Below are 24,759 nucleotides of genomic sequence, written 5' to 3'. Positions count from 1 at the left end.
CTCACCCGAATATGAGGAAACCCGAGGCGGGTCACCGCCTCGGGTTTTTTCATGGGCGCTTACTGGCCTGCCTGTTTCGCACGGCGGTCGGCCAGTTCCAGGGCAGCCTCCAGGCGCAGACGCTCGCGTTCGTCGAAGCGTTCTTCGGCCAGGTTGCGAAGGGCGTGCGCCTTGTCCGCTTCGCTGAGACCGGCGTTGGCTTCGATACGGCGCTTCTCTTCCTGGAATGCTGCAATACGGCGGTTCCAGCCTTGTCGGCGGCCGTCCAGTTCCTCCAGGCGCTGGGTCGCTTCGGCACCTACCAGTTGCTGGCGCATGCGGCGTATGTCCGCGGCGCTGGCACCTTCGGCCCGCAAACGGCTGGTCTCGGTCCGCAATTCAGCTTGTAGTTGGGGCAGGAGTGTGTCCTGCAGGTCTTCGGGCAGGGACTGGCGAAGCTGATCCACGGCAGCAGCCTTGGCCGCGTCATCGAGGTTTGCATCGTGACGGATGGCCAGGCGATCCAGCGTGAAACGGTTATAGGCCTCTTCCTGGCCGAAGAACGCCCGGTGGGCTTCAGGGCTGAAGATGCGGGCGCGCAAGGCGCTGACGGCGTCTTCGCGCTGACGCAGGCTCGCAAGGTCGGACTGACGTGGCAGGTCGCGCTCCAGGCTCACCAACTGCAGCTTGTAGTCCAGGTATTGCTCCAGCAGGGTCAGTGCCTGCTGGCGAGCAGGTTCCTGCAACTGGCTGGTGATGTAGTCGCGCAGTCGCTTCACGGTGATGGGCAGAGGTTCTTCGCCCATCGCGGAGAGGAAGTAGTCGAACAACAGGCGTATGCCTTCTTCGATCACCAGGTTACCGGCAGCATCCACGCGCAGATTGCCATCCACCTCCGTGCCTGCGAAGGACGGCGGGAGGGGGGCAATGGCATTCGGGAGAGTGGGCGTGACTGACGGTGCGGGCGATGCAGCCTTGGCAGGTTGCAGTGGCAGAGGGGATGCAGGGGGCAGGCTGCGTGTGGCTGGAGGCTCCTGCTGTTCGCTCCGGTCGAGGAACATGGCAAGGCCGCCGGCGAACAGCAGCGGGATCAATAGCAGGCGCTTTTTCACGATTACCTCGGATGAGTGGGTGGAGCCCGGAGGCTCCACCCGTTGGGTCACAGCCCGTCGTTCTTCAGACGGTTGGCGTGTTGGCGGAAGACGCTGACGGGAGGCGTTTCGAACAGGTTGACGAGTCCGAGGAGGTGGTTGACCTGGTCCAGGTGGTTCATGCGGTAGTTGTCGCGCACGACCTTGCCCAGGTGCGAGCTGCAGCGACCGACCAGACCGTCGTTGTCCTTGCCCTTGAAGGGCAGCGAGGTGGCGAACAGCAGGGGGTCGCTGATGTCGAGCGGGTTTGTGAGAGTCCTTGATCCACTCCAGGAGTAGTAGCGAATGCCTTTGACGACATAGGCACCCTCACCACAGGCGGTGGTCGGGACGCCTGCTGGGAATCGCCCGTTGAACTGGGCAGAGGAGACGGTCGTCAGCGACTCCAGTCCGGCGAGCACGTCCTGCGGCAGCTGGCTGGAGCTGCCGGACAGGACGTTGATCACCTTGCCGAGGGCGTTGGCGATGTTGGCGATGAAGGCTTCGCCGGGGGAATCACGGGGAATACTGCGGATGAAGTCGGCGGTGGCGGAGCCCTTGTGGGGGCTGCCGATGCTGGTCACCGAAGCCACCAGGTTGGGGCGGATGCCGGCCACGTAGCGGGCGGTCGGACCACCGTGGCTGTGGCCGATGAGGTTGACCTTGGGTTTGCCGCTGATGGCGACGATCTCTTCCACCTGCTCCAGCAGCTCCTCGCCCCGGGCCTCGGTGGAGTTCAGTTGGCTGACTTCGGTCACGTAGACGGTGGCTCCGTGGCGCCTTAGCGCAGAGGGAATGCGGTACCAGTAGTCCACCCCGAGGATGCTGTCGAAGCCGAACATGCCGTGGGCCAGGACGATGGGGTAACGGGTCTGGGTGTAGCCAGTGGCGGCAAAGGACTGGGCGGAGGCGAGCAGGCCGGCACCGAGGCTGAGGGTCAGGAAAAGTTTGCGTTTCGTCATGAAGTGCTTGCTCTTGCGGTTGATGGATGAGGACGTGACGCTTCCCGCAAGGTGGCGTCTCGTCCGTGGAACGCTCAGGGCAGTTGGGGCTCTTCGTGAAAGGCGAAATCGGCTGTAGCAGCGTCTTGGCGGTGCTACAGCCTGGAGCGGGGAGAGTATGCGCGTCGTTAACTTGGCGGCTTGAACGACGCGCCTATTAAATCCTGTAGGACTTTGCCGAGGTGATTGGGAATAGTTCTCAAGGAGGCTGTTCACAGGGGCTCGATGGACGTCTATCTGGCGGTCGTGAACGTGTGGGAGCGGAAGGCCTGAGCACCGAGGTGCCCAGGGTTCTGGTATGCGGCGTGACGTGGGCGCAGGTGCCCACGCTGAAGGGAACTGGAGACTACTGGATCGCCTTGTCGACTTTCCGGCTGGCCAGCTCCATGGCGGCGTTCAGGCGCAGGCGCTCGCGCTCGTCGAAGCGCTCTTCAGCCAGACGCTGGATGGCCTGGTGCTTGTCGGCGTCACTGAGTCCGGCGTTGGCTTCTATACGGGTCTTCTCCGCCTGGAAGGCGGCGATGCGGCGATTCCAGCCTTGACGGCGGCCGTCCAGTTCCTCCAGCCGCTGGGTGGCTTCCGCGCCGACCAACTGCTGGCGCATGCGGCGAATGTCTGCCGGGGTGGCGCCTTCGGCTTGAAGGCGGCTGGTTTCCGCCCGCAGCTCGGCCTGGAGCTGGGGCAGGACGGCGTCCTGCAGCTCTTCGGGCAGTGACTGCCGCAGGCGATCCACGGCCTGGGCCTTGGCGTCGTCGTTGAGGCTGGCGTCATGGCGGATGGCGAGGCGATCAAGGGTGAAGCGGTTGTACGCCTCTTCCTGGGCGAAGAACGCCCGGTGGGCTTCCTGGCTGAAAAGACGGGCGCGCAGGGCGGCTACAGCGTCTTCTCGCTGGCGCAATGCTGCGAGGTCGGCCTGGCGGGGCAGGTCGCGCTCCAGTTCGGCCAGTTGGCGCTTGTAGTCCAGGTAGTGCTCCAGCAGGGTGAGGGCCTGTTGGCGGGCGGGCTCCTGCAGTTGGCTGCCGATGTAGTCGCGCAGGCGCTGCACGGTGGTGGCCAGGGGCTCCTCGCCCATGGCGGCGAGGAAGTAGTCGAACAGCCGGCGCACGCCTTCTTCGATCACCAGATTGCCGGCGGCGTCCACCTGCAGACGGCCATCCACCGTGGTACCGGCGAAGGAGGGCGGCAGGGCAGCGACGCGCGGGGGCAGGGATGGGGCGGCGTGGTTGGCGGCCGTTTTGGGAGCTGATGCTGGGACGTTGGCCAGCGGGGCTGTTGCGGTGGCGGTGGGCGTGGCACGTCGGGCCTGGCCGGTGTCGATGTAGAGCAGGGCGGCGAGGCAGCCGGCGAACAGCAGGGGCAGGGACAGCAGGAGTTTCTTCACGGGCACCTCGAGCAGGGGGCAGGGCCGGCAGGCCCTGCCCGTTGGGTCACAGTCCGTCGTTCTTCAGGCGGTTGGCATGCTGCCGGTAGACGGTGACGGGGTCGGTCTCGAACAGGCTCACGAGGCCGAAGGTCTGGTTGACCTCGTCCAGGTGGTTCATGCGGTAGTTGTCGCGCACCACCTTGCCCAGGTGGGAGCTGCAGCGACCGACCAGGCCGTCGGTGGCTTCGCCCTTGAAGGTCAGGGCGGTGGCGGCCAGCAGGCCGTCGCTGATGTCCAGCAGGTTGGTCATCGGGCTGGTGCCGCTCCAGGAGTAGTAGCGCACGCCATTGACCTGGTAGGCGCCTTCGCCGCAGGCGGTGGTGGGGATGCCCTGGGGGAACTTGGCGTTGAAGCGGGCAGCGCCCTGGCTGTTGAGCGACTCCAGGGAGCCGAGTGCGTTCTGCGGCTGGGTGCTGCGGCTGCCCGAAAGGAAATTGATGAGGCTGCCGAGGCCGTTGACGATGCCCGCCACAACCGCTTCACCGGCAGAGCCTGGGGGGATCTGGCGCAGGAAGTCAGCGGTGGCAGAGCCCTTGTGCGGGCCGCCGACGCTGGTGGCGGAGGCGATCAGGTCGGGGCGTACGCCGGCGACGTAGCGGATGGTGGGGCCGCCGTGGCTGTGGCCGATGAGGTTGACTTTGGGTTTGCCGCTGATGGCGACGATCTCTTCCACCTGTTCCAGCAGTTCTTCGCCACGCGCTTCAGAGGTGTTCAGTTGACTCACCTCGGTGATGTACACACTGGCCCCGTCACGCCGCAGGGCAGAGGGGATGCCGTACCAGTAGTCGACGCCGAGGATACTGTCGAAGCCCAGCATGCCGTGGGCCAGCACGATGGGATAACGGGTCTGGGTGTAGCCGTTGGCGGCCAGTGATTCACCGGAGGCGGCCAAGCCGACTCCCAGGGTGAGCGCGAGCAGGATCTTGTTGTTGTTCATCGGGTGCTCTCGTGGGTGGTGGAACAGGCTGTGTGGAGTGCGTCCCTGCTACTTCGCGCCCCGTCCCGGGGGCGCACATCGGCGTGGAGCCCGTGGCAGATTCCATGCCAGAGCGGGCCGCAGGTGCCCGTGCCTTCTGGGGCGGGCGTTTCGCTGTTGTTTACAGCCGTTCACCCAACGGTGCGAGCCGTTTCCCTGTTACTGAGTGAAACGCGCGTTCGAGTCGTCTGCCCGTAACGGCCAACTGTGCACGGCGCGGTAGTGGAGGCGGTCTTCCTGATTTTCCGAGGAAAAAAGGGTGAAGCGGTCGGCGACCCAATCGAAGGTTTGGGGTGCGCCCTCAGGAAGCCTGCGAGCCCGCCGGGCCAGGGTGACGTGAGGGCGGTAGGCGCGGCGTTCCTGGGGGAAGCCGGCGGCGTCCAGGCGCTCGACGAGGGTCGCGGCCAGGTCTCGCAGGGCTGCGGGCGGTTGGCTGGGCGCCAGGTGCAGCAGCCCTTGCTGCCAGAGGCCCAACCGGTCCAGGTGGAGGGGGAAGGCATCGGCCCGGATGCCGTCCGCCAGCGCGAAAAGGTCATCAAGGCGCTCACTCGGCTGGCTGCCGAGGAAGGCGAGGGTGAGGTGCAGGTTGGTGACGGCCACCGGCTGGCCGCCGCAATCGAGGGTGTCGCGCCAGTTGGCCATGGCCGAGGCGATGGAGCCGGGCAGCGGGAGGGCGAAGAACAGGCGCAGAGACGGTGTTGGCATGGCGATCCTTGTCGGAAGGGGGGTGTTCGGAATCTTCCTAGGGGTTGGCAAGAGTCGTCTTGACAGTGTCGCGGGGCCTTCTCTAGGATTTCGCCCCATGCGCCGATTTAAGACAGCTACTTGCAGGGCGCGGCAGGGTACACCCCTCGAAAAATACTGCTAAAGCGCTGGTTCGGTGTCGCCTCCACCGCTGCCCAGCGGCAACAACGAGGCAGAGACACGACAACATGACCTGTCCGCAACCTCAGATCCGCCTGACCCCCATCACCACCGGCCCCGCGCCGCGCAATCCGCGCATCCTGCTCAGCGGTGCCAACCAGCCCAAGTTGCTGCGTTACCTCGACGGCTGGCCTAAGCGCTGGAACGGCTCGCGCAACCTGCTCATCCAGTTCGCCCTCGACGCCCAGGCCATGCAGCGCTACGCCCGGGACAGTTTCGACATGGCGGTGGTCCAGGCGCCTTGCGCCGAGGACCTTGAGGAGCTGGTGCACGAGCTGGTCCGGGTCGCCCGCCAGGGGCTGATCACCCGCCGCTGATTCAGGGGTACTCGATCTCCACCAGGTACCAGGTCTTCTCGCCGGTGGGCGTGTTGACCCGGACCTCGGCATCCAGCGGCTTGCCCACCAGGGCGCGGGCCAATGGCGAATCGATGCTGATGAGGTTCTGCTTCAGGTCCAGCTCGTCCGGCCCGACGATCCGGTAGCGGGCCTGTTCGCCGTCCTCGTCTTCCAGGGTGACCCAGGCACCGAAGTACACCTTGCCCGGGTCCGCCGGGCGCTCGCGTACCACCTTGAGGTTTTCCAGGCGCTTGGTGAGGAAGCGCACACGGCTGTCGATCTCCCGCAGCATCTTCTTGCCGTAGGTGTATTCGGCGTTCTCGGAGCGGTCGCCCTGGGCGGCGGCCTCGCTGACGGCCTGGGTCACCTTGGGCCGGCGCACGTGCCAGAGCTCATGCAGTTCGGCGCGCAGGCGGGCTTCGCCTTCCGGGGTGATCAGCGGGGTGCCGGCGGTACGAGGGGGGCGGTAGCGGCTCATGGGGTAGAGGTGTCTCCGGGAACGGGCCGCCGAGTCTAGCAAGGGCTCGGCGGCCACGGCAGGGTCAGCCTTCGCGCAGGACCTGAAGCGGGCTGGCAGTCAGGGCGCGGCGCGTGCCCAGCAGGCCCGCGCTGCCTACCAGCAGGGCGCCGATGACCGGCAGGAGCAGCAGCCAGGGGTGCGGTTTCCAGTCCAGGTTGAAGGCGTAGGTATATAGGAGGGCGCTGACCAGTTCGCAGCCCAGCGCCGCGAGCAGGCCGCTGCAGGCGCCGAGCAGGGCGAACTCGCGACGTCGGGCCTGTTGCAGCAGGCGCCGCTCGGCCCCCAGGGCCCGCAGCAGTGCGCCCTGGCGCAGGCGCTCGTCGAGTGTGGACTGCAGGCCGGCGAAGAGTACCGCCAGGCCCGCGGCGAGCACGAACAGCAGGACGAACTCCACCGCCACCGTCACCTGGGCGAGGATGCTGCGCAGCTGCTTGAGGATGGCTTCCACCTCCAGCAGGGTGACGGCCGGGAAGTCCCGTGCCAACTGCACCAGTTCCCGGTCGTGGCCTGGCGGCAGGTAAAAGCTGGTGAGGTAGGTGGTGGGCAGGTCGGCCAGGGAGCCGGGCGCGAAGATCATGAAGAAGTTGGGCTGGAAATTGTCCCAGTCGACGGTGCGCAGGCTGGTAATGCGCACTTCCCGCTCCATGCCTCCGACCACGAAGCTGAGGCGGTCGCCCAATTTGAGGCCGAGGTTGGTGGCGAGCTTGGCTTCCACCGAGACGCCGGGCAGGTCCCCGGGCGCTGCCTCGTTCCACCACTGGCCGGCGCTGAGGCTGTTGCCCGGCGGCAGGTCGGCGGACCAGGTGAGGCTGAGATCGCGCTGCAGGGCGCGCTCACCCTGGGAGTCTTCGGTCGCGTGTTCGTTGGCGGGCTGACCGTTGATGCGGGTCAGGCGCCCCGGGATCACCGGGTAAAGTGGCGCGGCTTGGGGAGAGAGGGCCTGGATGCGCTGGTCGAAGGTGTCCTTGTCGGCGGGCAGGACGTTGAGGACGAAGTAGTTCGGGGCGTTTTCCGGCAGTTGGTCCTGCCAGGTGTCCAGCAGTTCGCCACGCAGCAGGGCGACCAGGGCCATGGCCAGCAGGATCAGGCCGAAGGCGAGTGACTGGCCGGCGGCGGCCAGCGGGTGGCGCAGCAACTGGCCCAGACCGAGGCGCCAGGGCAGGGCGGCGCGGGCGAGTGCCCGGCGCAGGGCATTGAGCCCCAGCAGCATCAGCCCACCCAGCAGCAGGGTGGCGAGCAGCCCGCCGCCGAGCAAGGCAAGGGTCAGTTTCAGGTCCAGGCTCAGGCGCCACATGATCAGCCCGAGGGCGAGGATGGCGGCGCCGTATACCAGCCAGGCGCTGGGCGGTACGGGGAGCAGGTCGCGGCGCAGCACCCGCAGTGGCGGTACGCGGCCGAGTGCGGCCAGGGGCGGCAGGGCGAAACCGGCGAGGGCCACCAGGCCGGTGGCGATCCCCGCCAGGGCCGGAATGAAACCGCCGGACGGGACGTCCGTTGGCAGCAGCTCCCGCAGCAGGTGGAACAGACCCAGTTGGGCAAGCCAGCCGAGCAGGGCACCCACGAGGCTGGCGGCCAGACCCAGGATGGCGAGCTGCAGGGCATACAGGGTGAGCGCTTCGCGGCGTGACAGGCCGAGGCAGCGCAGCAGGGCGCTGGCGTCGAAGCGTCGGGCGGCGAAACGGGCGGCGGACAGGGCGACCGCGACACCCGCGAGCAGCACGGCGGCGAGGCTGGCGAGGTTGAGGTAGCGCTCGGCGCGGGAGAGGGCGCCGCCGACCTGGCGGTTGCCATCGCGTGCATCTTCGATGCGCTGGTTGGCGGCGAGGGTGGGCTCAAGGGCGGCGCGGTAGCGCGCCAGGGCTTCGGCCGGGCCGCTCCACAGTTCGCGGTAGCGGACCCGGCTGCCGGGTTGCACCACGCCGGTGGCGTCGAGGTCGGCCAGGTTCATCATCAGGCGCGGGGTGAGGCTGTAGAAGTCACCGGCACGGTCGGGCTCGTAGGTGAGTACGCGGGTCAGGCGCAGGGTCTTCTGGCCGACGTCGACGCTGTCGCCGGGTTTGATGTCGAGGGCGGTGAACAGGCGTGATTCGGCCCAGGCTTCACCCGGTGCGGGGCCGGCACCGGCCTGCTCTTCAGCGTAGGGTTGGGCGGCGCTGCGCAGTTCGCCGCGCAGGGGGTAGCTGTCGTTCACGGCCTTGACGCTGGCGAGCTGGATGCCGTTGTCGCCGGCGATCACGCTGGAGAACTCCACCGCACTTGCATGGCGCAGGCCGAAGCGGGTGCCGACTTCCACCTGTTCGGCGTCTGCGGGTGAAGAGCCGCTGAGCAGCAGGTCGGCGCCGAGGAATTCGGTGGCGCGCAGCAACATCGCGCCGTTGAGGCGGGCGCCGAAGTAGCCGATGGCGCTGCTGGCGGCCACGGCGATCAGCAGGGCGAAGAACAGTACGCGCAGTTCGCCGGCGCGGGCGTCCCGTAGCAGTTGGCGCAGGGCCAGCGCGAGCAGGCGCGAGAGTGGCAGGCGTCCCTTCATTGCCATCAGGGTTCCACCCGGTCGATCAGGTGGCCGGCTTCCAGGCGGATCAGGCGCTGGCAGCGATGGGCCAGGCGTTCGTCGTGGGTGACCAGCACCAGCGTGGTGCCGCGCTCCTGGTTCATTTCGAAGAGCAGGTCGGTGATGCGCTCGCCGGTGTGGCTGTCGAGGTTGCCGGTGGGCTCGTCGGCGAAGAGCACGTCCGGCTCGGCGGCGAAGGCGCGGGCCAAGGCGACGCGCTGCTGCTCACCGCCGGACAGTTGGCGGGGGTAGTGGGTCAGCCGCTGGCCGAGGCCGACCCGTTCGAGCAGGCTGCGTGCGCGCTGGCGGGCGTCGCGGTGGCCTTCCAGTTCGAGGGGCAGCATGACGTTCTCGAGGGCGTTGAGGCTGTCCAGCAACTGGAAGGACTGGAACACGAAGCCGACATGCTCGGCCCGCACGCGGGCGCGCTCGTCTTCGTCCAGCCGCGAGAGGTGGTGACCGGCCAGGGTGACTTCGCCGGAGCTGGGCAGGTCGAGCCCGGCCAGCAGGCCGAGAAGTGTGGATTTGCCCGAGCCGGAGCTGCCGACGATGGCCAGGCTGTCGCCTTGCGCGAGGTCCAGGTCGAGCCCCTGGAGGATGGTCAGTTCACCTTCCGCGCTGGGGACCACTTTGCTAAGGTGCCGCGCATTGAGAATGCTTGGGCTCATTGGAGAATCCGATGCGTGGGTGGATGGGCTGCTGCCTGGGGCTGTTGCTGCTGGCGCAGGAGGCTGCGGCGGGGACCGTGCTGGTCGTCGGCGATAGTATCAGCGCCGCTTTGGGGCTGGAAACCAGCCAGGGCTGGGTCTCGCTGCTGCAGGAAAAGCTCGATTCCGAGCGTATCGATCACCGTGTGGTGAACGCCTCCATCAGCGGCGACACCAGTGCTGGCGGGGTTGCGCGACTGCCTGCGCTGCTGGGCGAGCACAAGCCGGAAGTGGTGATCATCGAGCTGGGTGGCAACGATGGCTTGCGTGGCCAGCCCCCGGCGCAATTGCAACAGAATCTTGCCTCGATGGTTCGGATGTCGCAGGAAGAAGGGGCCAAAGTGCTTCTTCTGGGGATGCGTTTGCCACCGAATTACGGTCAACGCTACACGACAGCTTTTGCTGAGGTGTTCCCCAAAGTGGCCGAAGAGTTCGGCGTTCCTTTGGTGCCATTCTTGCTGGAGGGCGTAGGCGGCGTGCCTTCCATGATGCAGCAAGATGGAATTCACCCTGCTACTGCTGCTCAGCCAGTGATGCTTGATAACGTCTGGCCGACCCTTAAACCATTGCTCTGAAGCGATCCTGAAGAAGGTCAGGAGGCGCCATCTTAATGGCTGCCTTGCCGTGCCTGTCAATCTGATTTTCTAACAGGTTGCTAACTCTTTTTCTAACACCAGGGCGCTCTGGGAAGGGCCTTTTGGCGTGGAGTGACCGGGGGTATACGGGGGGAATCTGAGCGAGCCGCTTTATGAGATGGGCTCTCAGATTTTTGGGCCATTTTTTACTCAGATGCTGGGATGGGCATGATGCTTTGTGGTTCGACTCCATCAGTTGCCAGCAGCCTGTTAAACAACTCTTGTTCTGCCGCGTAAGGCTTGTGCATCTTCTGTGTAGCAAAGAAGGCAGATAGGTAGCCCGCAATCGCATGGCTAACTGAACAAAGGATATCTACAAGCTGTTTGCCTGTTGCATCGCGAAAGTCGTCAACGGTTGCTTCATCGGGAAGATAGGCTTGGTAAAAGTAGTTCACCCCGTAGGGCGACCCGTGGATGATCTCCGATGAGGTCGAATAGATGAGCGCATAGGCAGCGAGTAGGCGGCTTCCTGCTTTATTGCCCGTCAGTTGTCCAACGACACGGATGCGACTTGGTACATCCAGCTTGGTCCAAACACCATTGCCCCGTCCTTCAAATTCTGGGAACTCAGGGCTTACTGTGTGGCTGTCTGATTCCTGAGCAGAAAGTTGAAGGGAGAACTTCCCGCTACCAACGCTCCTATTGAGGTGTTTCCACTGGGCATAGCTGACATAGCGCGCTGCACGCTCTGCAACATGGTCGCTCTCGGCGAGCAGAAAGGCTGCATTTATGAAGGATTCAACAGCGCTTCGGGCGATAGGGTAGAGGTCTCGTACCGGGATTCCGCGCCACTCAGAACATTTCAAAATCGTTTGGATTGACTGGCCTGCGCACATTGCAATGTATTGGGATGTCCGAAGCTTGGCGGCGCCTATAGCGCAGCTCAAATGCTCCCCTTCGTACGTCACGGGCCCTTGGGTGGCGACGTAGAGGCTTAGTGTCAACAACTCCGATTGCTCTTTCAGGATAGTTTTCAGCGCTGCCAATTGCTCGGCGCTGCAGCTTTGCTCGCTCATCGCATTTCACTCCGCAGACGATGTAAAAATGCACTCTCCGTGCGGCGTTGCTGTATCACATACCAAACAGAGCTGGAGCCCTATGCACATCTTAATGCTCGACACATGACGCCGAGCAGTTTGGCAAGGGTTCAGGCGGTTGAAGTGATTAAACAGCAGACTTCCCAACCCTGAGTAGAACTTGAAAGGCAGCCGTAATAGCGCTTTCAGCTTCTTGGATTTGCTTCAGCACAGCCATTGCGTGATCGTGTATGTCTTTCTCCGGAGTAGACTCTGAAAGACCTCCCAGCAGGCCGCTCAGGGTTTTCAACCGATTGACCTGGGATAGGGCGTAGGCAAGCCGGTTGTTGGTTGGCTCTGAAAAGAGGTCCGGCCTGTCCAGATATTGAGAAGGCAGGTCAAAGGTGAGCAGTGAAGCCTTTGAGGCAAAATCTCTCCTCGTCTCTTCAGAGTTCAACAGGCTGATTAAGTAGGATTGATCACCACTGGTTGGCACAACGGTGCACCTCAGTTTGGCGATTTCCATCTGAGCAGCGCCTACAGGTGTGGTCATAATCTGAGCTAATAGCTTGGCACTGGCCCCACGCTCTCCTCGTCGTTGAGATTTATCGTAAGCCCAGAGCCCCAATGTAATGAACACTGCAATGGCGGTGGCAAGTGATCCTATGGCAGTCCAATCCAGTGTCGATCCTTCGCAAAGCCACATATAACTCCCCCCCAGGTTGATCACTGGAGCCATTTCTCAGGCTGAATAGCACCAAGTTATAGAGGGTTCTCCGAGCTTCTGGAAGGTGGCTACTATCTGTCGCCAGTTCACCCGTTGACGACTATGTGTTGAGCCGTATGGCATGCCCAGTGTTTCGCCTGCGCTCATCCATTCTGATCAGTGTTAGTGCCAGTCACGCCCAGCCTTGTGCTGCCTGTTCGCCTCCGCGTTGATCCTGCGGTCCAGCCTCTTGCGTTCCTGCTGAGCAGGACTCAAGGTGCGGCCCCGATTGAGGCATCTTAGGATTTGATTGCGCTCCTGATTCTCAGTCATCCGCTTAACAATGGCGGCGCTGTGCTGATGGCCAAGCCGGTGCATCTCATCGGCAACTGCTTGGGCAACTTCTGGTCGTTCCAGAATGGCCTCGAAGGCATCGAAGACCATATCTTTGAACTCAGGGGACACCCAGGCGGCATACTCGATAGTTGCGCGCTTGGTGGCCAGTGCTCTGTGGCCTGCATCACCCAGATTTCGCACATCCAAATTTTGGCTTTGGGATAGTCGGTCTCTCTCTTTGCCACGCCAGCGGCCAGGAGCCTTACCTTTCGGCAGCTTCAAGGCCTTCCAGATTTCGGTGAGATTCCACATGCCTGACTCATTGGCCTTGAAGGGCTGGCCTCCAATTTCTATCAGATGCCCTGCGTGCTTGTGCTTGGTGTCGATATTCATGGTTGTCGTATTTCCTTTCGATTGCTCCCCGAGTTCGCTCCCCACGGCCAGCACACAGCCCCACGACACGGGGACTGACAATAGGCACGAGGAGCAATCGGAAAGACTGTGCTAATAGAGGTGCCCAGCGACGGGCGAGGGTGATTGTTCATTGATGGTGATCAGCACTGAGAGAGCCGACTATCACCAAGGGCAGCGAGGAAGAGGCAGAGAGGGAACCTTAAGTAAGGATCTTTAGGCCCCCTCCCTTAAAGTGAGGGTTTTTACTGCTTTGGGTTTTTGTCAGCCTGTATCTGCTGCTTTAGCGAGTAGCCCTGTGCTGCTCCACCCATGCCTGCCGAGACCACATTGAGGGCGCTGGCCAGCTTGGAGGTGCGGAACACGGGGGCGCTCGATTTGAGCTGGGCCTTGGTGTTCTCGACGGTGCCGACTTGGTTCGCGAAGATGGTCTGGTAGTCGCGCTGATAGTTGTCCAGAACGGACATCTTCTCCCGCGAGGTCTCAGCCTCGGTGACCCGCTGGATACGATCCATGGAGGCACCCGCGAGGTTGGACTCACCGATTGCCGCTGCGACCATCCCCTGGTTCCGTAGGGACTTGAGGTTGATCTCGGTCATCTGCTGCTGCGCCTGCTCGGCCTTGTCCTTGGACTCAAGCGCAAGGTCCGCATTGGCGATGTTCATCTGCTTGACCATCTCGATCTGCGACTTGCGACGGGCATCCTCTGCCTTGCCTTCGGCCTTGGCCTTGTCGTGGGCACCCGCAGCAGCGCCTGCAATAGCCAGGACAGCCATTGTTGCAACTCCGCCAGTTGGGTCACACATCCTGTGTTCCTCCTAAAAATAGAACTGTTTGAAAATATGGCCGTTGATGGTTCGCTCTGTGTCGCACCATGCGGCTCCGAGGTGAGTCAGCAGCTTTACGTGAGCGTGGTTATCCATCGATACGATGTTTGTGAAATGGAAAAAATCATCCGGGCGATCAAGTGCAACCGCCTGCTTGATCCGTCGCAGATGGCCTTTTAGGAGCTTCAGCATCTGCCTTTTACCACCGGGCTCCAGGGCTTCGGCATGTTTGGTATGAACAAACCAAATGAAGCATTCAGCGTGCCCGCCAACCGCCAACACATTCCCCAGGTGGTCAGATATGTGGTGAATAGTTGGATCGTCTGCGGCTATGGCGAGTACCTCAACTGGATTTCGGCCCGGCTCAATTCTTTCCATCTCTTCCCAATCACTGGAAGAAAGGTCTAACGCGGCGCGCTGAAGGTGGCTTCGGTTAGCTTTTTCAAGTTTCATTTCTTTACCCTCGTTGGTTGACGTGTCCGTACCAGTGAGGGTTTTTGCTCTACCGAACGCGGTCCACGCCTTGATCCTGTGCCAGCCGTTGCAGCAGGTTTTGACTCACAGGATCGTTGGGGATGAAGTTTTTGAGAGCGTTGAACAGACCTGTCATGTGCCCCTGACGACCTCTCCTCTCGCCGCCCAGGAGGTGGGCGCTTGAGTAGCCAGCTTGAATGCTGTTTGCAGCAACCCCGAGCGCCGGTATTTGCTCCGCAGTGCGGGACATAAAGCCGGTTATGAGATCGGAGCGCAGGGGGCTATAGCGGATTGGTCGGCTGTCCTGGGCTTGCTGCTGTTCACGGGGCAGGATTGAGGTCCTAACCCTGGCAGCACCATCGAACCCGAAGGGAGCACTCAGGAAGTTGGAGACGCCGAACGGAGCACCTACGTGGGAGCTACGAGAGATCGCCGCGTAAGCCAACATGCTCGGGCTTAAGGCCTCATTGAGGTACTTCTCGCGGGCTCGTTGGGGCAAGCCCAGTGCCTTCAATTGGGTAGACGCAGCGTAGAACGCAGTGGCCAGTGCCAGGGACGCGGCGACCTTGTAGGTCTGATCGAGAACTTGCCCGTTGCGGGTCGCCTCCATCCAGCCACGTACCAGACGCCCGTTGAGGGAGCGCATGACGAACATCTTGAATTGCAGGACCATCGCACCCATCGCCCCGTACTGCTTGGAGGGCGCCAGGGACATCTTGTGCGGACGGAGCATCGTCTCGTCAGCTACTGCATCCCCGAGACGCCACAGGTCCATTGAGCGCGGATCAGCCGCCAGCTTGTCGGAATCCTTGATGCGCCACTGCCCGGTCTTGTTGCGCTTGAAGTGGGCCTTGATGAGGTCCTGAATCCCCTTGAACTGCTCAGGGGTGATCGAGGCCGACCGCAGGCGCTCAGGGGTGAAGAGCTTCGTCTCCAGGCCGTTCAAGGTGTGGTCGATGAGGTCCACGAGCAGGCCCTGTCGGCCAGCGTCCATGATGTAGTTCCCGGTCTCCCGGAGGAGCCAGGTGAACGGAGAGCGAACCGAAAGCTCACCCGTGGCCCACTTGAAGGACCCTGCGGCCTGGGCGCCGTAGTAGCTGTGGTTCTCCCGGAGGCCGTCAACGATGTCCTGGCGGGTGGGTCGAATAAGGTCATCCAGCTCGCGCCCGAACACGATGTTATGCATGTCCTTGATGTCCTCAGGGGCCAGCTTGGAGCCGGCAGTCGTCCACTTCTTCAGGAGCGGTACGCCCTTCAGCAGCATCCGCTGGTGGCCCTTCACGAACAGACTCGCCGCCTCCGTGATGTTCTGAGCCCCCATGTAGGCGTTCTTGGTGACGAAGCCGATGTCGTTGAGGGAACGGATGGTGGTCTGCCAGACGCCATCAGGGTCACGCCGAGCACGCCCCGTGAACATCTTCAGGGCATCCATGAGTGCGTCAGCTTCCGTCGTGTCGGCCCCAGGCTGGGCGCCTTGGCGCATCTTGATGGCCATGGACTTCAGCTCAGCAGTGCTCTTCCCTGTGCCACCCATAAGGGCCACATCGCCGTTTACGCGGCGGTCGTACTGAGGGACGATCCGCAGGATGTCGAACTCCCTCAGGTCATCCACGCTGAACAGCGAACCGTTCGGGAGGTTGATCTGCACATCGGAGTCGAACAGGTTCCGCGCTTCGAGGTAGTCGTTGTTTTCGACCCCCACGCCATCGTGCAGATGCTCCTCAACGATGTGGCTACGGTTGAACCGCTCGGTGTGGCTGATGCCATACGCCTTGTCCCTGGCGTACTTCTCCACGGCTGCCCGCAGCGCCTCGGGAGTCAGCTTCTGCTCACCTGCGGCCTCCTGAAGCATCTTGTCCACCCTGGCGCGGACTTGAGGACGCTTCGCGTAGGAGGCCAGCCAGGACCGCACGATGGCTTCCTGTAGGCCTTCAGGCCCGCCCAGCTCCCTCAGGAGACCCTGCTTGGCGGCTGTGCTGTAGCGCATCGGGTAATACGATCCCGCATGGCGGGTCTCTTCGAGAAGGCTCTTGGCGCTCATGTTGCCGAACTGGCCAGGGTTCTCGATGTAGTCCCACTTCTTCGCCATGTGCTCCTTGAGCAGGTCAGCGAGCTTCACCTCGGCAGGGGTCAGGCTGTGCGTCTTCTCTCCGTGACTGGCGGCCTCCATTGCCTGCACCACGCGGCGACTGATGGCTTCGCGCTTGGCGCCCTCGGAGCCGCCACGGGCCCGCCAATAGGGGTCCTTCAGTACCTCGTCGAGCTGTTCGGCAAATCGGTTGTGGGCCACGTTGTCTTGCGAACGCAGTCGTTCAGCGATGTCCGAAGCGGTAGCCCCGAATTTGCCGTTCGAGCCGGTCTCGTATCCAGTGGGGGACCGGAAGAGGTCGTAAGCGATTCCCCGCATCTCCGGGTTTTCCGACGCGGCCAGCTTGTAGCCGATCTCCGACAGGCTGCCCATGGAGAACCCTCGGACGGCCTTGGTTCCCAGCGGGTCCAGTTCGACGAACGTGTCCACGGTCTTCGGGTTGAGCGGCGAGCCGCCACTGTGGATAGAGCCGTCCATGGTGCGGGACGCCTCGTTGTCGAATGGAACGTCGATGTAGGGCCCCGAAGGGCTCTCCTTGACCTCCTCGCCATCCCTGAAGGGCATCCTGGCCGGGTCTTCTTCAGCACCTGCCAAGCGCGCCTGTTCACGGAGCTGAAGGCGATTCGCGGCACCACCGATGCGGTTCATCTCCTGGACCAGCGCAGGGACCTCTCGGCCCTCTCCGTCTATCCAGCTCTCCAGGCGCGGCACCTCGTTGTTGAGCCCAGGGCCTGCCGGACCTTGAGGTGCCTCAGGGCCCAGAAGCTCCCCGTCCAGGGCGCTCCCACCCTCGTCCCATGAGTTGCGCCCAGGGCGGGCACCCATGAGGCCATTCAGTAGGCCACCGAAAGCTGCGCCCCCTGCGATGGCAGCCCCCAGGTTCTCCTCCTTGCCGGAGGCCTTGGCTGCGGAGTGCTCCGACAGGCCACCCAGGGCACCACCCACAGCGGCACCACCGATCAGGCGAGACGCCAAGCCTGCCCCTGCGCCCCTGGCCGGGTTCACCAAGCTCCAGGGGTCGCCCATCATCCCAGCAGCGCCCCCGATGATCTGAGCACCGAGGGTGGCGCCATCACGGGCCTGGACGAGCTTCTGGTTCTCCAGGGCAAGGGCAAGGTTCTGGTCGAAGTTCCGCTTGTAGCCACGGAGGACCACATCGTAGAACTGGGGGTCCAGGCCCGAGGTGCGGAGCTTGTCGTAGTCCTCATCGGTCCAGTCGCTGAGGCGACCGCCGTCCAAGGGCTCGTTGAAGACATCCCGAAGCATGGTGAACGACTGCGTGAAATCAGCGTTCCCCTCTTGGTTGACCGAACGGATCATCATGCCGAGTACGGAGTTCTGCAGGGCTTCCTTGGCGGCCATGCCCGTGCCGGTGAACATGCCGTCCTCTTCGGTCTTACCCGTGGTGGTGTAAAGCTCCTGGGCGAACGTTGGGGCCTTAGGGGCCACATCCACGCCTTCCATATTGAAGGAGGCGAAGGTGTCCGGGACGTTGCCAGGGGTCACCGTGGGTTGCGCTTCGATGCCTGCGGGTGCCTCAAATCCGCCTGCGGGCTTTACGAACGAGTCCAGTTCGGCGCGCTTGCCGGTGTTGGTCACGTCCGCCAGCTTGCGCATGTAGTTCAGCCCTTCCTCGCTGACCCCGGAGAAGTCCCCACGGTCATACGCATCGAGCTGAGGAGCGCCCTTCCGGCCTGCCCCTTGGTTGTACGCCAGGAGCGCCTTGAGCTGGTCGCCACCGGCCAACTGGATGTTGTCCCGCATGTGGCGAGCCGCTGCGTCGATGGACTTGGCCGGGTCGAAGAAGTCCTCATCCCGTTCCAGGCCATAGGCCAATCCGGTAGCGGCGGTCATCTGGGCCAGACCGCGAGGCCCCGTAGGGCTCACGGCGCGGGGATTGAAGGACGACTCAAGGAAAATCTGCTTGTGCAGGAGGTCGTAAGGGACCCCGTACTGTGCCGAGGCGGACTGAATGAGCGAGTCAAACGGTCCACCCTCGGCTTTGATCTGGGCATAGTTGTCTGGTTGGCGCATGGTTCACCTCGCTGGTCTGTGTGTTACCAGTGAGGGTTTTTGTTTTAGCGTCCTTGGGCGGCTGCCGCTATGCCTGCGTTCCCTTCTCCTCGTGGTCGGTCCAACTGCCCTGACTGCCAGCGAGCTCGGCCAGCTTGGTCAGCATGAAACCTTCCAGTTGCAATTGCACGGAGGCCCCTATAAGGGAGTTCCAGCCGTATGGGACAATGGAGAAACGGACTTTGCCTTCGGAGCCGCCCCAGATTTTCGGAACATCAGCGATGGGCTCGCCAATGGCGTCAACGACAAGCAAAGGCCTTGGGAGCGTCTCACCCTCATGCTCGTAGGAAGACCATGCGGCGAACTTGAACGTCACTGTGCCGTCCCTGTTGTCGATGAACGGCAGGTCGCCTTGGTACGGAGTGAGCCGCTTTCTACCACGCTGAACCTGCGGAGGGTTCTTTTTGTATTCAGTCACCCGCTTCGCGTAGTCGCCCACGTAGATTTTCACGATCTTATCGATCAGGTCTTGGGCCTCGTCGATCTGGATTCTCAGGTTGATCTTGTACTGGCCTGGGTCGGTGGCGAAGCTGCCCTGGCGGAAGTACGGCTTGCCGATGTAGCTGTAAGGCTCCACGGTGCCGATTGGGGTGAAGAAAAACTCCTTCCTCGGGATACTCATTTTGTCCTCTTTGGAATGAGCGTTGGGCCGGGCATCTGCTTGGGGGCTCTTCAGGTGTCCTGCTTGTCCCCCCTGCGCCGCTTCCAGATGGAGGACTACGCGAGGTTCCAGGCGGTCAACCACAGTTCGCGGCAGAGCCTCGCCGGCCAGTTCTTGTTAGGTCCGCACATCAAAGCCGGCAGGATCGCAAAGCGCGACTCCAGGCTGGCCCTCGTAGGGACTTGGCTCCACAGCAGGAGCCGCGAGGGTGAAGGTCTTGGCTTGCAGCTCTTGGCGCAGCTCTGCGATTTCACCACGTAGACACTTCAGCTCATCCATGATCGCCACGGCAATCGGGTTGGAGGACTCTTCGGCGTTGTACTTACCGGTCTTGCGGATGGATGGCAGGACCTCCTCAGTGACCCACTTGCGAAAGGGCTCAGACTGCGGGGCGTGTCCCCGGAGGAGCATTGAGTAAACTTCAGCCTCAGCAAATAGGACGGAGGTGGAGCGTATGCGCCGGCCTTGCGCATCCGTGGGGAGACTACACGAATTAAGTTCGATTAGTGGCCGGAGGGCTGCGAGTTGCATTCCTGCCTGCCGCTTAAGCCGCTCATGGCGGACAGACTCACTTGGGTCCTTCAGTCCCGCAGCTCTGGCCACCTGTTGCGCCACGAAAAGCAGGTCATGGTCCGGGTGCCCCACGAGGACATCCAGCTCGATGCCCATAAAGTTTCTCTTCTCGAAGTTCATTGTGCAGAAACCTCAATACGTCCAACGATGTCCTTGAGCTGGTGGACGTAGGTGATGGGGCCCACATTGACCGTAAGAAGGCCAGAAGGGCCCGCGTCGATGGTGTACGTCAGAGGCCCGTTGTCGTTCGAGTAGTAGGTGGGCTTAACCTCTGTCCCGGTGACCATCCCTACAGGATTCCTGTAGAGACCTGATGTCCTTCACTTGGAGCTTCGCCCCTACATTTGAGTGGCTGAAATTGAAGATCGCGGCGCTCGGGTTCTTCAGGCCAGCCGCTCGGGCCACCTGAGTAGCCACGAACAGCAGGTCATGCTCCGGGTGCCCCACGAGGAGCATCTGATAAACCTGTGCCTCAGGGAAAAGCCAGGAGACCGCTTTAAGCAAGTATCCGTCCCTATCAAATTATGATAGAGACGCCACCTGAAGTGCCATTCCCTACCGAATCTCGGTAGGGACGCCTCGTCCAGCAACCGCGTGGTGCCTTTGTACGCGCAGCCGTTCGGGGACAGAGGAAGGGAACCAACAAGGTTATTGTGGGCTGCTACCTCGGACATTCGCACATAGGCCGTGCAGTGTTTGGTTGTCACAAAATACCCTAATGAGCCACTGGGGTTCTTCAGGCCAGCCGCTCGGGCCACCTGAGTAGACGCGGGGCTCATCGAAGAGCCATGTGTTACTCGGCACCTTCCGCTTATCCCTATCACTTTCTGATAGGGGGGGCGAGGGTGATCATCTGGTTTCATAGAGGACAATTTGTCCCCTAAGGCTTCGACTGCCCTGTACCACTTGGCCTGCGGCTCCATGGCAATTCGCTGAGCTGGCTTCGAGCAGTCTTTAAGGCCAGCCGCTCGCAAACAAAAAGGCCGACCCCAGTGAAGGAATCGGCCTTTGAGACTTAAGGGATTTCCCTTTAGGTGATTACGTATTCCTCTTCCCTCGTGGCCGTAACAGCCTGCGCTTCAAGTCGGTATCCAGCAGGCACACGAAGACCACAAGGGCCAAGGTGATCATGCCCAGGAACTGCCAGGAACTCATGTGGCTTCTCCTTGTACCTCTTTGCGCCTCTGCCTGTAGCCCATCAGCGGCCAATTGATAACGGCGGTCAGCATGGCTACCCCGCCAAGCATCGTCATGGGTGCCCCGAGGATCATCAGGGCGATCAGGAAGAGCACCAGCAGTACCGAGACGCCTTTAGCGAGTAGGTCCAGCAGCGGAAGCAGACGGATGCCCTGACTCATGCGGTTGCTCCTATTGGTGCCGAAAGAACCGCATGGGCCTTAGCAAGTCTGGGCACGTACACAAGCTCCCGAGGGAAGTCCCGCCAGTCCCGTCCTCCATCGTTGTGAAGGTCGAATTCCACAGTGCGCCAGTAGGACACACCGCCGCACTGGAAGCACCTCGCAGCATCCAAGGCTCCGTCTGGGCCGAAGTTTCCGATATTACCGCTGGGGAACTCAGGACCTCCGCAGCCGTACTCAACGTCCGCTATCTGGCCACAGCAAGGGCATGTGAAGACGCCGATGGGGTTGGACAGTCCTTCAGCGTCATAGGCTTGGCGCAGGCTCTGTGCTTCCAGGCTGGCGCTGTAGGCGAAGGCGCTAAGATTCTCCAGGGCGCTCATTTGTCTTCCCCCCGCAGGCCTTTCTTGATTGCCGAGTAGACCTTCGGGATGGGTGATCCTTCTCCGTAAACGTCATAGGCGATAGTGCCCGAAGACTGTCCCGCAGCAGCTTGAGCATGAGCTACTGGGACGCCTGCGGCCTCCATAGAGGCAATCAGGTGGTGGCGCAGGGAGTGCAGTGTCTGGTTATCGCCTTTGCTATCTCCCAGGATGTCCTTAAGCAACAAGTTGAGTTGCTTACTGGACCGCTCTGGCGTGATCGCATTGTCAGAGGGCAGGGCGCCTGCATTGACGGCTCGTAGGAATGCCGGCAGGTCGAACCCGAGGGCTCCATCCACAAGAGGCACAAGGCGCTTGCTGTGTTTGTTCTTGATGGACTTGCCTTCAGCATCCTCGTTGATGTCGATACACCATAGACCATCCACCTGTTTGATATCTGCCTTGGTCAGGAAGCTGATCTCGCCTACACGCGCCCCGGTGATCACTGCTAAGGACAGCGCCCAGCGCTCCCAAGAAGTCGCGGGTAGGGTGCCTACATGATTCATCAGGGTGACTACTTGATCCCGAGTGAAGGCTACCCGTTTGCTGTCGGCGCCCTTGGTGATCTTGAGTTTTGCCGCGTACTGCTTAGCGATTTTGTCGGTGATAACGGCCCACGTCAGAACAGCCTGGAGTTTGGCCCATAGATTATTCACGGTGGATGGTTTCCGGCCTTCCAGCAGCTTTTCACGCAGGGCCGTCATGTGCTCCCGGGTGTGGACACGAAGATCAGTCACGCCGATGGCCTCGAAGGCCCGCCCAATGACCGTATGGGCCGTAATGGCAGCTTTCCTGCTGGATTCTTTGAGGTTGATGCTATGTTCTGCCATGTAGAGCTCGGACAGCTTGTTCCAGCTCATGGGCTCCTGAGGCGCGCCTACAGATTGGGGCGGGGTTGCAAGGGTTTGGCTATCATCGTTGTGCGTGCTATTGAGTCGCTCAATGATCTCGACGAGCGCCTCCGAGCGGCCTTCAAGGCGGGCGTTGGCGGCACTCAGGATTTCCTTGCCAATCGTCAGGGCCTTCTGCTGCGTAAAAGTCAGCGTCTCATGTGCGCTAACTCGCTTCAGGGCGCCATACATTTCCCGGTACGCCTCGCTACTGGCAAATATCGAGCCTTCGCAATTTGCCTGGGATAGACATTCCTCCGCGATGACCACCAGCCGCTCTTTCAGCTCCTCTCCGGTCGCCTCGGGCTTGTCGAGGTGGAAGTAGGCGAGGGCTCGTTGGATGCTGGTGGAGATTTCCATGGCTGTGCTTCGGTCGCTGGTCCGTAGGGAGACGGTAAAGGTGACGAACGGTCGTCCCTGTGTGCGGATGCGCAGGTAGTAGCGACCATTTCGCCTGTAGTGCCAAGGCTTAGCGAGGGGCGTTGCCAGTTTCGGCGGGGCGCTTTCTAACAGATTTCTAACACTTTCGGCATGCGATTGAGAGGTCATTGGATGGAACCCTTGAGTTTGTGGGGTTCCTGTCCTTCAGTCGGAATTGCAACAGAATCTTGCCTCGATGGTTGAGCAGTCCCGGCAGGCGGGCGCCAAGGTGCTGGTGCTGGGCATGCGCCTGCCGCCGAACTATGGCAAGCGCTACACCGATGCGTTCGCTCGCGTGTTCAGTGATGTGGCCAAGGAACAGCAGGTGCCGCTGGTGCCGTTCTTTCTCGAAGGCGTCGGGGGCGTGGAGGGCATGATGCAGGCCGACGGTATCCATCCGGCGGCCGGTGCCCAGCCAAGGCTGTTGGAAAACGTCTGGCCGTCGCTCCAGCCGCTGCTTTGAGGCTTTTCCGGGACCGGGCTTTCGGCTAATGTTGCGCACCCGCTCCGGAGTCCCCCATGCCTCGCCCTGCCTGGTCCCTGCACGCCTATAAGCTGATCGAGCCAGACGAGCAGCTCGACCTGTTCGCCTGCCGTGAGGTTCGCTTGCACCTGGTGGCGCGCCAGCTCGAGCTGGGGGGCTACGCCGACCGTACTTTGTGCGGCGGATTGCTGCCGGCCATGCCCCGTTGGTGCGAGGTGGGCCGCAGCCTTCTGCAGGACCGCCGGTTGTGCCCGTTCTGCAAGCAGGAACTCGAGGCGCAGCGCGACGGCAAGCGGCCGGAGTGGCCTGACAGCTAGCCTCCCGGCGGTTGGCGGGCCGGTGTACAATCTGCCACTCATTTTTCAACCCTCAGCCAAGGATTCCCGGATGTTGTCGCGCGTTCCCGCCGTCGCCCGTACCCTGTCTCTGGCCGCCGCTGTGCTAGCCGGTAACGCCGCAGCACTGGAGCTGCCTCTGCCGCCCCCCGGGGAAGATATCGTTGGCCAGGTCCAGGTGATCAAGGCCAAGTACGAGGACACCTTCGCCGATATCGGCTCGGCCAACGACCTGGGCTACCTGGAGATGGTTGCGGCCAATCCCGGCGTTGATCCCTGGCTGCCGGGCGAAGGCGCCGAGATCATCTTGCCGACCCGCTTCATTCTGCCGCCGGGGCCGCGCGAGGGGATCGTGATCAACCTCGCCGAATACCGCATGTACTACTTCCCGAAAGGGCAGAACGTGGTGCACACCTATCCGCTGGGCATTGGCCGAGAAGGCTGGGGCTCGCCGATCAGCACCACCAAGATCACCGCCAAGACGCCGAATCCGGCCTGGTACCCGCCCAAGTCGATCCGTGAAGAGCACGCTGCCGATGGCGACCCGCTTCCGACCGTGGTGCCGGCGGGCCCGAACAACCCTCTCGGTCCGTTCAAGTTCACTCTCGCTCTGCCGGGTTACCTGATCCACGGCTCCAACAAGAAGTTCGGCATCGGGATGCGTGTCAGCCATGGCTGCTTCCGGATGCTTAACAACAACGTGCTGGAGCTGGCCAGGATGGCGCCGGTGGGTACGCCGGTCCGCGTGATCAACGAGCCGTACAAGTTTGGTGTCAGCAACGGCAAGATCTACCTGGAGGCCCATGCACCGCTGGACGACCATGGCGATCCGTCGGTAGTCGACAAGCACACTGCGGTGATCAATGCGCTGCTCAAGCGCGAGGATCTGGTCAACACCATCCGCCTGGACTGGGACGTGGTGCGTGAGGTAGTGGCAGCCGAGGATGGTTTGCCGGTGGAGATCGCCGAGCCTTCGACGTCGGTCGCTGCCAGCGCTCCGCCTTCACTCTGATCGTTTTTCACAAAACCCGCTGCTCTATTTGAGTGGCGGGTTTTTTATCGCCTGTACTTTTGTTTCTGCAATAAAAAACCGACCCAGTTGCCTGGGTCGGTTTCAGGTAAAAGCCTTGTGGGCTATTACTTGCGGCTGGCTTTTTCCAGCATGCGCAGAGCGCGCTCGTTAGCCTCGTCAGCGGTCTGCTGGGCTTTCTGAGCAGCGGCCAGAGCTTCGTCAGCCTTGCGGTAGGCTTCGTCAGCACGGGCTTGAGCACGAGCAGCTGCGTCTTCAGTAGCGGTCAGACGAGCTTCGGTTTCTTTGGAGGCGCTGCTGCAACCGGTGGCCAGAACAGCAGCCAGAGCCAGAGCAGAGAATTTCAGAACGTTGTTCATCGTGTTCCCCTTTAAGGTGGATATTTCCATTAAAAGCAATTCCCCGAGCGTGGGAAATTAGCCGGCGTACATACTACCCATAACTTGTAGTAAGTAAACTGACGGGGCGCA

General features: G+C 62.2%; 23 protein-coding genes and 1 pseudogene. 5 read left to right on the top strand and 19 right to left on the bottom strand.

The window, feature by feature from the left end; translation table 11 throughout:
* Positions 1-59: 59 nt before the first annotated feature.
* The 5 genes from A9G05_RS16595 to thpR form a co-directional block, all read right to left on the bottom strand.
* Positions 60-1,091, bottom strand: a complete 1,032-nt coding sequence (locus tag A9G05_RS16595; protein ID WP_069562019.1) for a lipase secretion chaperone — start codon at positions 1,089-1,091, stop codon at positions 60-62.
* A 47-nt stretch (positions 1,092-1,138) separates the two neighbouring features.
* The gene (locus tag A9G05_RS16590) at positions 1,139-2,071 is read right to left on the bottom strand and encodes a triacylglycerol lipase (protein ID WP_069562018.1); all 933 of its coding nucleotides are present in this window, start codon (positions 2,069-2,071) and stop codon (positions 1,139-1,141) included.
* A gap of 385 nt (positions 2,072-2,456) precedes the next feature.
* Positions 2,457-3,491 (bottom strand): lipase secretion chaperone, encoded by a 1,035-nt coding sequence (locus tag A9G05_RS16585; RefSeq protein ID WP_069562017.1) that lies wholly within the window; start codon positions 3,489-3,491, stop codon positions 2,457-2,459.
* A 46-nt stretch (positions 3,492-3,537) separates the two neighbouring features.
* The gene (locus A9G05_RS16580; protein WP_069562016.1) at positions 3,538-4,470 is read right to left on the bottom strand and encodes a triacylglycerol lipase; all 933 of its coding nucleotides are present in this window, start codon (positions 4,468-4,470) and stop codon (positions 3,538-3,540) included.
* A 198-nt stretch (positions 4,471-4,668) separates the two neighbouring features.
* Positions 4,669-5,214, bottom strand: coding sequence for an RNA 2',3'-cyclic phosphodiesterase (gene thpR / locus A9G05_RS16575; RefSeq protein ID WP_069562015.1), 546 nt, complete (start codon positions 5,212-5,214; stop codon positions 4,669-4,671).
* 227 nt (positions 5,215-5,441) lie between these two features.
* On the opposite strand from thpR, the gene A9G05_RS16570 reads away from it, so the two are divergent.
* Positions 5,442-5,750 carry a hypothetical protein gene (locus A9G05_RS16570; protein WP_044401509.1) on the top strand — a complete coding sequence of 103 codons (309 nt, stop codon included), beginning with the start codon at positions 5,442-5,444 and terminating at the stop codon, positions 5,748-5,750.
* A gap of 1 nt (position 5,751) precedes the next feature.
* Here A9G05_RS16570 and greB read toward each other — a convergent pair whose 3' ends face one another.
* The 3 genes from greB to A9G05_RS16555 all read right to left on the bottom strand — a co-directional run bounded on the left by greB (position 5,752) and on the right by A9G05_RS16555 (position 9,510).
* Complete coding sequence (greB, locus tag A9G05_RS16565) at positions 5,752-6,249, bottom strand: transcription elongation factor GreB (RefSeq protein ID WP_044401512.1); 498 nt, start codon at positions 6,247-6,249, stop codon at positions 5,752-5,754.
* Between the two features lie 64 nt (positions 6,250-6,313).
* Entirely contained in the window at positions 6,314-8,809 is a 2,496-nt protein-coding gene (locus A9G05_RS16560; RefSeq protein WP_371850572.1) for an ABC transporter permease, read from the bottom strand.
* Between the two features lie 17 nt (positions 8,810-8,826).
* Complete coding sequence (locus A9G05_RS16555) at positions 8,827-9,510, bottom strand: ABC transporter ATP-binding protein (protein WP_044401515.1); 684 nt, start codon at positions 9,508-9,510, stop codon at positions 8,827-8,829.
* Between the two features lie 11 nt (positions 9,511-9,521).
* Here A9G05_RS16555 and A9G05_RS16550 point away from each other — a divergent pair, with 11 nt between their 5' ends.
* Positions 9,522-10,124, top strand: a complete 603-nt coding sequence (locus A9G05_RS16550; protein WP_069562014.1) for an arylesterase — start codon at positions 9,522-9,524, stop codon at positions 10,122-10,124.
* A 206-nt stretch (positions 10,125-10,330) separates the two neighbouring features.
* On the opposite strand, the gene A9G05_RS16545 is transcribed toward A9G05_RS16550, so the two are convergent.
* From A9G05_RS16545 to A9G05_RS16500, 10 genes are all read right to left on the bottom strand, one after another.
* Positions 10,331-11,200, bottom strand: a complete 870-nt coding sequence (locus tag A9G05_RS16545; protein WP_069562013.1) for a DUF5677 domain-containing protein — start codon at positions 11,198-11,200, stop codon at positions 10,331-10,333.
* 148 nt (positions 11,201-11,348) lie between these two features.
* Complete coding sequence (locus tag A9G05_RS27330) at positions 11,349-11,939, bottom strand: hypothetical protein (protein WP_171902727.1); 591 nt, start codon at positions 11,937-11,939, stop codon at positions 11,349-11,351.
* Between the two features lie 150 nt (positions 11,940-12,089).
* On the bottom strand, positions 12,090-12,635 hold the full coding sequence (locus A9G05_RS16535) for a hypothetical protein (protein WP_069562012.1): 546 nt from the start codon (positions 12,633-12,635) through the stop codon (positions 12,090-12,092).
* A gap of 263 nt (positions 12,636-12,898) precedes the next feature.
* Positions 12,899-13,429, bottom strand: a complete 531-nt coding sequence (locus A9G05_RS16530) for a hypothetical protein (RefSeq protein ID WP_218187200.1) — start codon at positions 13,427-13,429, stop codon at positions 12,899-12,901.
* Positions 13,430-13,471: 42 nt separating this feature from the next.
* On the bottom strand, positions 13,472-13,933 hold the full coding sequence (locus A9G05_RS16525) for a phage protein Gp13 family protein (RefSeq protein WP_069562010.1): 462 nt from the start codon (positions 13,931-13,933) through the stop codon (positions 13,472-13,474).
* Between the two features lie 49 nt (positions 13,934-13,982).
* Positions 13,983-18,077, bottom strand: a complete 4,095-nt coding sequence (locus A9G05_RS16520; RefSeq protein WP_069562009.1) for a transglycosylase SLT domain-containing protein — start codon at positions 18,075-18,077, stop codon at positions 13,983-13,985.
* 67 nt (positions 18,078-18,144) lie between these two features.
* Positions 18,145-18,738 (bottom strand): hypothetical protein, encoded by a 594-nt coding sequence (locus A9G05_RS16515; RefSeq protein WP_069562008.1) that lies wholly within the window; start codon positions 18,736-18,738, stop codon positions 18,145-18,147.
* Positions 18,739-18,894: 156 nt separating this feature from the next.
* Entirely contained in the window at positions 18,895-19,470 is a 576-nt protein-coding gene (locus A9G05_RS16510; RefSeq protein WP_069562007.1) for a BRO family protein, read from the bottom strand.
* Between the two features lie 1,031 nt (positions 19,471-20,501).
* On the bottom strand, positions 20,502-20,708 hold the full coding sequence (locus A9G05_RS16505) for a hypothetical protein (protein ID WP_069562006.1): 207 nt from the start codon (positions 20,706-20,708) through the stop codon (positions 20,502-20,504).
* 379 nt (positions 20,709-21,087) lie between these two features.
* Positions 21,088-22,380, bottom strand: coding sequence for a tyrosine-type recombinase/integrase (locus A9G05_RS16500; protein WP_171902726.1), 1,293 nt, complete (start codon positions 22,378-22,380; stop codon positions 21,088-21,090).
* A 232-nt stretch (positions 22,381-22,612) separates the two neighbouring features.
* Here A9G05_RS16500 and A9G05_RS16495 point away from each other — a divergent pair.
* The 3 genes and pseudogenes from A9G05_RS16495 to A9G05_RS16485 all read left to right on the top strand — a co-directional run.
* Positions 22,613-22,903, top strand: a pseudogene (locus tag A9G05_RS16495) (arylesterase); the annotation flags it as partial.
* A 56-nt stretch (positions 22,904-22,959) separates the two neighbouring features.
* Positions 22,960-23,241, top strand: a complete 282-nt coding sequence (locus tag A9G05_RS16490; protein WP_044401521.1) for a hypothetical protein — start codon at positions 22,960-22,962, stop codon at positions 23,239-23,241.
* 70 nt (positions 23,242-23,311) lie between these two features.
* Positions 23,312-24,271, top strand: coding sequence for a L,D-transpeptidase family protein (locus A9G05_RS16485; RefSeq protein ID WP_069562004.1), 960 nt, complete (start codon positions 23,312-23,314; stop codon positions 24,269-24,271).
* Between the two features lie 125 nt (positions 24,272-24,396).
* Here the strand turns inward: A9G05_RS16485 and oprI are convergent, their stop codons facing one another.
* Entirely contained in the window at positions 24,397-24,648 is a 252-nt protein-coding gene (oprI, locus tag A9G05_RS16480; protein WP_011335311.1) for an outer membrane lipoprotei OprI, read from the bottom strand.
* Between the last annotated feature and the right edge of the window lie 111 nt (positions 24,649-24,759).

The sequence above is a fragment of the Pseudomonas sp. ENNP23 genome (genome assembly GCF_001728945.1).
GTDB classification, from domain to species: Bacteria; Pseudomonadota; Gammaproteobacteria; order Pseudomonadales; family Pseudomonadaceae; genus Metapseudomonas; species Metapseudomonas otitidis.
This window is presented reverse-complemented; position numbering and strand designations above follow the sequence as displayed.

What these genes read in the sequence shown, in the direction of transcription:
- A9G05_RS16525 (WP_069562010.1), bottom strand. Translation starts at nt 13,933, where the DNA reads ATGAAACTTGAAAAAGCTAACCGAAGCCACCTTCAGCGCGCCGCGTTA.
- A9G05_RS16555 (WP_044401515.1), bottom strand. Translation starts at nt 9,510, where the DNA reads ATGAGCCCAAGCATTCTCAATGCGCGGCACCTTAGCAAAGTGGTCCCC.
- A9G05_RS16590 (WP_069562018.1), bottom strand. Translation starts at nt 2,071, where the DNA reads ATGACGAAACGCAAACTTTTCCTGACCCTCAGCCTCGGTGCCGGCCTG.
- A9G05_RS16535 (WP_069562012.1), bottom strand. Translation starts at nt 12,635, where the DNA reads ATGAATATCGACACCAAGCACAAGCACGCAGGGCATCTGATAGAAATT.
- A9G05_RS16510 (WP_069562007.1), bottom strand. Translation starts at nt 19,470, where the DNA reads ATGAACTTCGAGAAGAGAAACTTTATGGGCATCGAGCTGGATGTCCTC.
- A9G05_RS16530 (WP_218187200.1), bottom strand. Translation starts at nt 13,429, where the DNA reads ATGGCTGTCCTGGCTATTGCAGGCGCTGCTGCGGGTGCCCACGACAAG.
- thpR (WP_069562015.1), bottom strand. Translation starts at nt 5,214, where the DNA reads ATGCCAACACCGTCTCTGCGCCTGTTCTTCGCCCTCCCGCTGCCCGGC.
- A9G05_RS16485 (WP_069562004.1), top strand. Translation starts at nt 23,312, where the DNA reads ATGTTGTCGCGCGTTCCCGCCGTCGCCCGTACCCTGTCTCTGGCCGCC.
- A9G05_RS16490 (WP_044401521.1), top strand. Translation starts at nt 22,960, where the DNA reads ATGCCTCGCCCTGCCTGGTCCCTGCACGCCTATAAGCTGATCGAGCCA.
- A9G05_RS16505 (WP_069562006.1), bottom strand. Translation starts at nt 20,708, where the DNA reads ATGAGTCAGGGCATCCGTCTGCTTCCGCTGCTGGACCTACTCGCTAAA.
- greB (WP_044401512.1), bottom strand. Translation starts at nt 6,249, where the DNA reads ATGAGCCGCTACCGCCCCCCTCGTACCGCCGGCACCCCGCTGATCACC.
- A9G05_RS16500 (WP_171902726.1), bottom strand. Translation starts at nt 22,380, where the DNA reads ATGGAAATCTCCACCAGCATCCAACGAGCCCTCGCCTACTTCCACCTC.
- A9G05_RS16545 (WP_069562013.1), bottom strand. Translation starts at nt 11,200, where the DNA reads ATGAGCGAGCAAAGCTGCAGCGCCGAGCAATTGGCAGCGCTGAAAACT.
- A9G05_RS16570 (WP_044401509.1), top strand. Translation starts at nt 5,442, where the DNA reads ATGACCTGTCCGCAACCTCAGATCCGCCTGACCCCCATCACCACCGGC.
- A9G05_RS16550 (WP_069562014.1), top strand. Translation starts at nt 9,522, where the DNA reads ATGCGTGGGTGGATGGGCTGCTGCCTGGGGCTGTTGCTGCTGGCGCAG.
- A9G05_RS16520 (WP_069562009.1), bottom strand. Translation starts at nt 18,077, where the DNA reads ATGCGCCAACCAGACAACTATGCCCAGATCAAAGCCGAGGGTGGACCG.
- A9G05_RS27330 (WP_171902727.1), bottom strand. Translation starts at nt 11,939, where the DNA reads ATGGCTCCAGTGATCAACCTGGGGGGGAGTTATATGTGGCTTTGCGAA.
- A9G05_RS16515 (WP_069562008.1), bottom strand. Translation starts at nt 18,738, where the DNA reads ATGAGTATCCCGAGGAAGGAGTTTTTCTTCACCCCAATCGGCACCGTG.
- A9G05_RS16580 (WP_069562016.1), bottom strand. Translation starts at nt 4,470, where the DNA reads ATGAACAACAACAAGATCCTGCTCGCGCTCACCCTGGGAGTCGGCTTG.
- oprI (WP_011335311.1), bottom strand. Translation starts at nt 24,648, where the DNA reads ATGAACAACGTTCTGAAATTCTCTGCTCTGGCTCTGGCTGCTGTTCTG.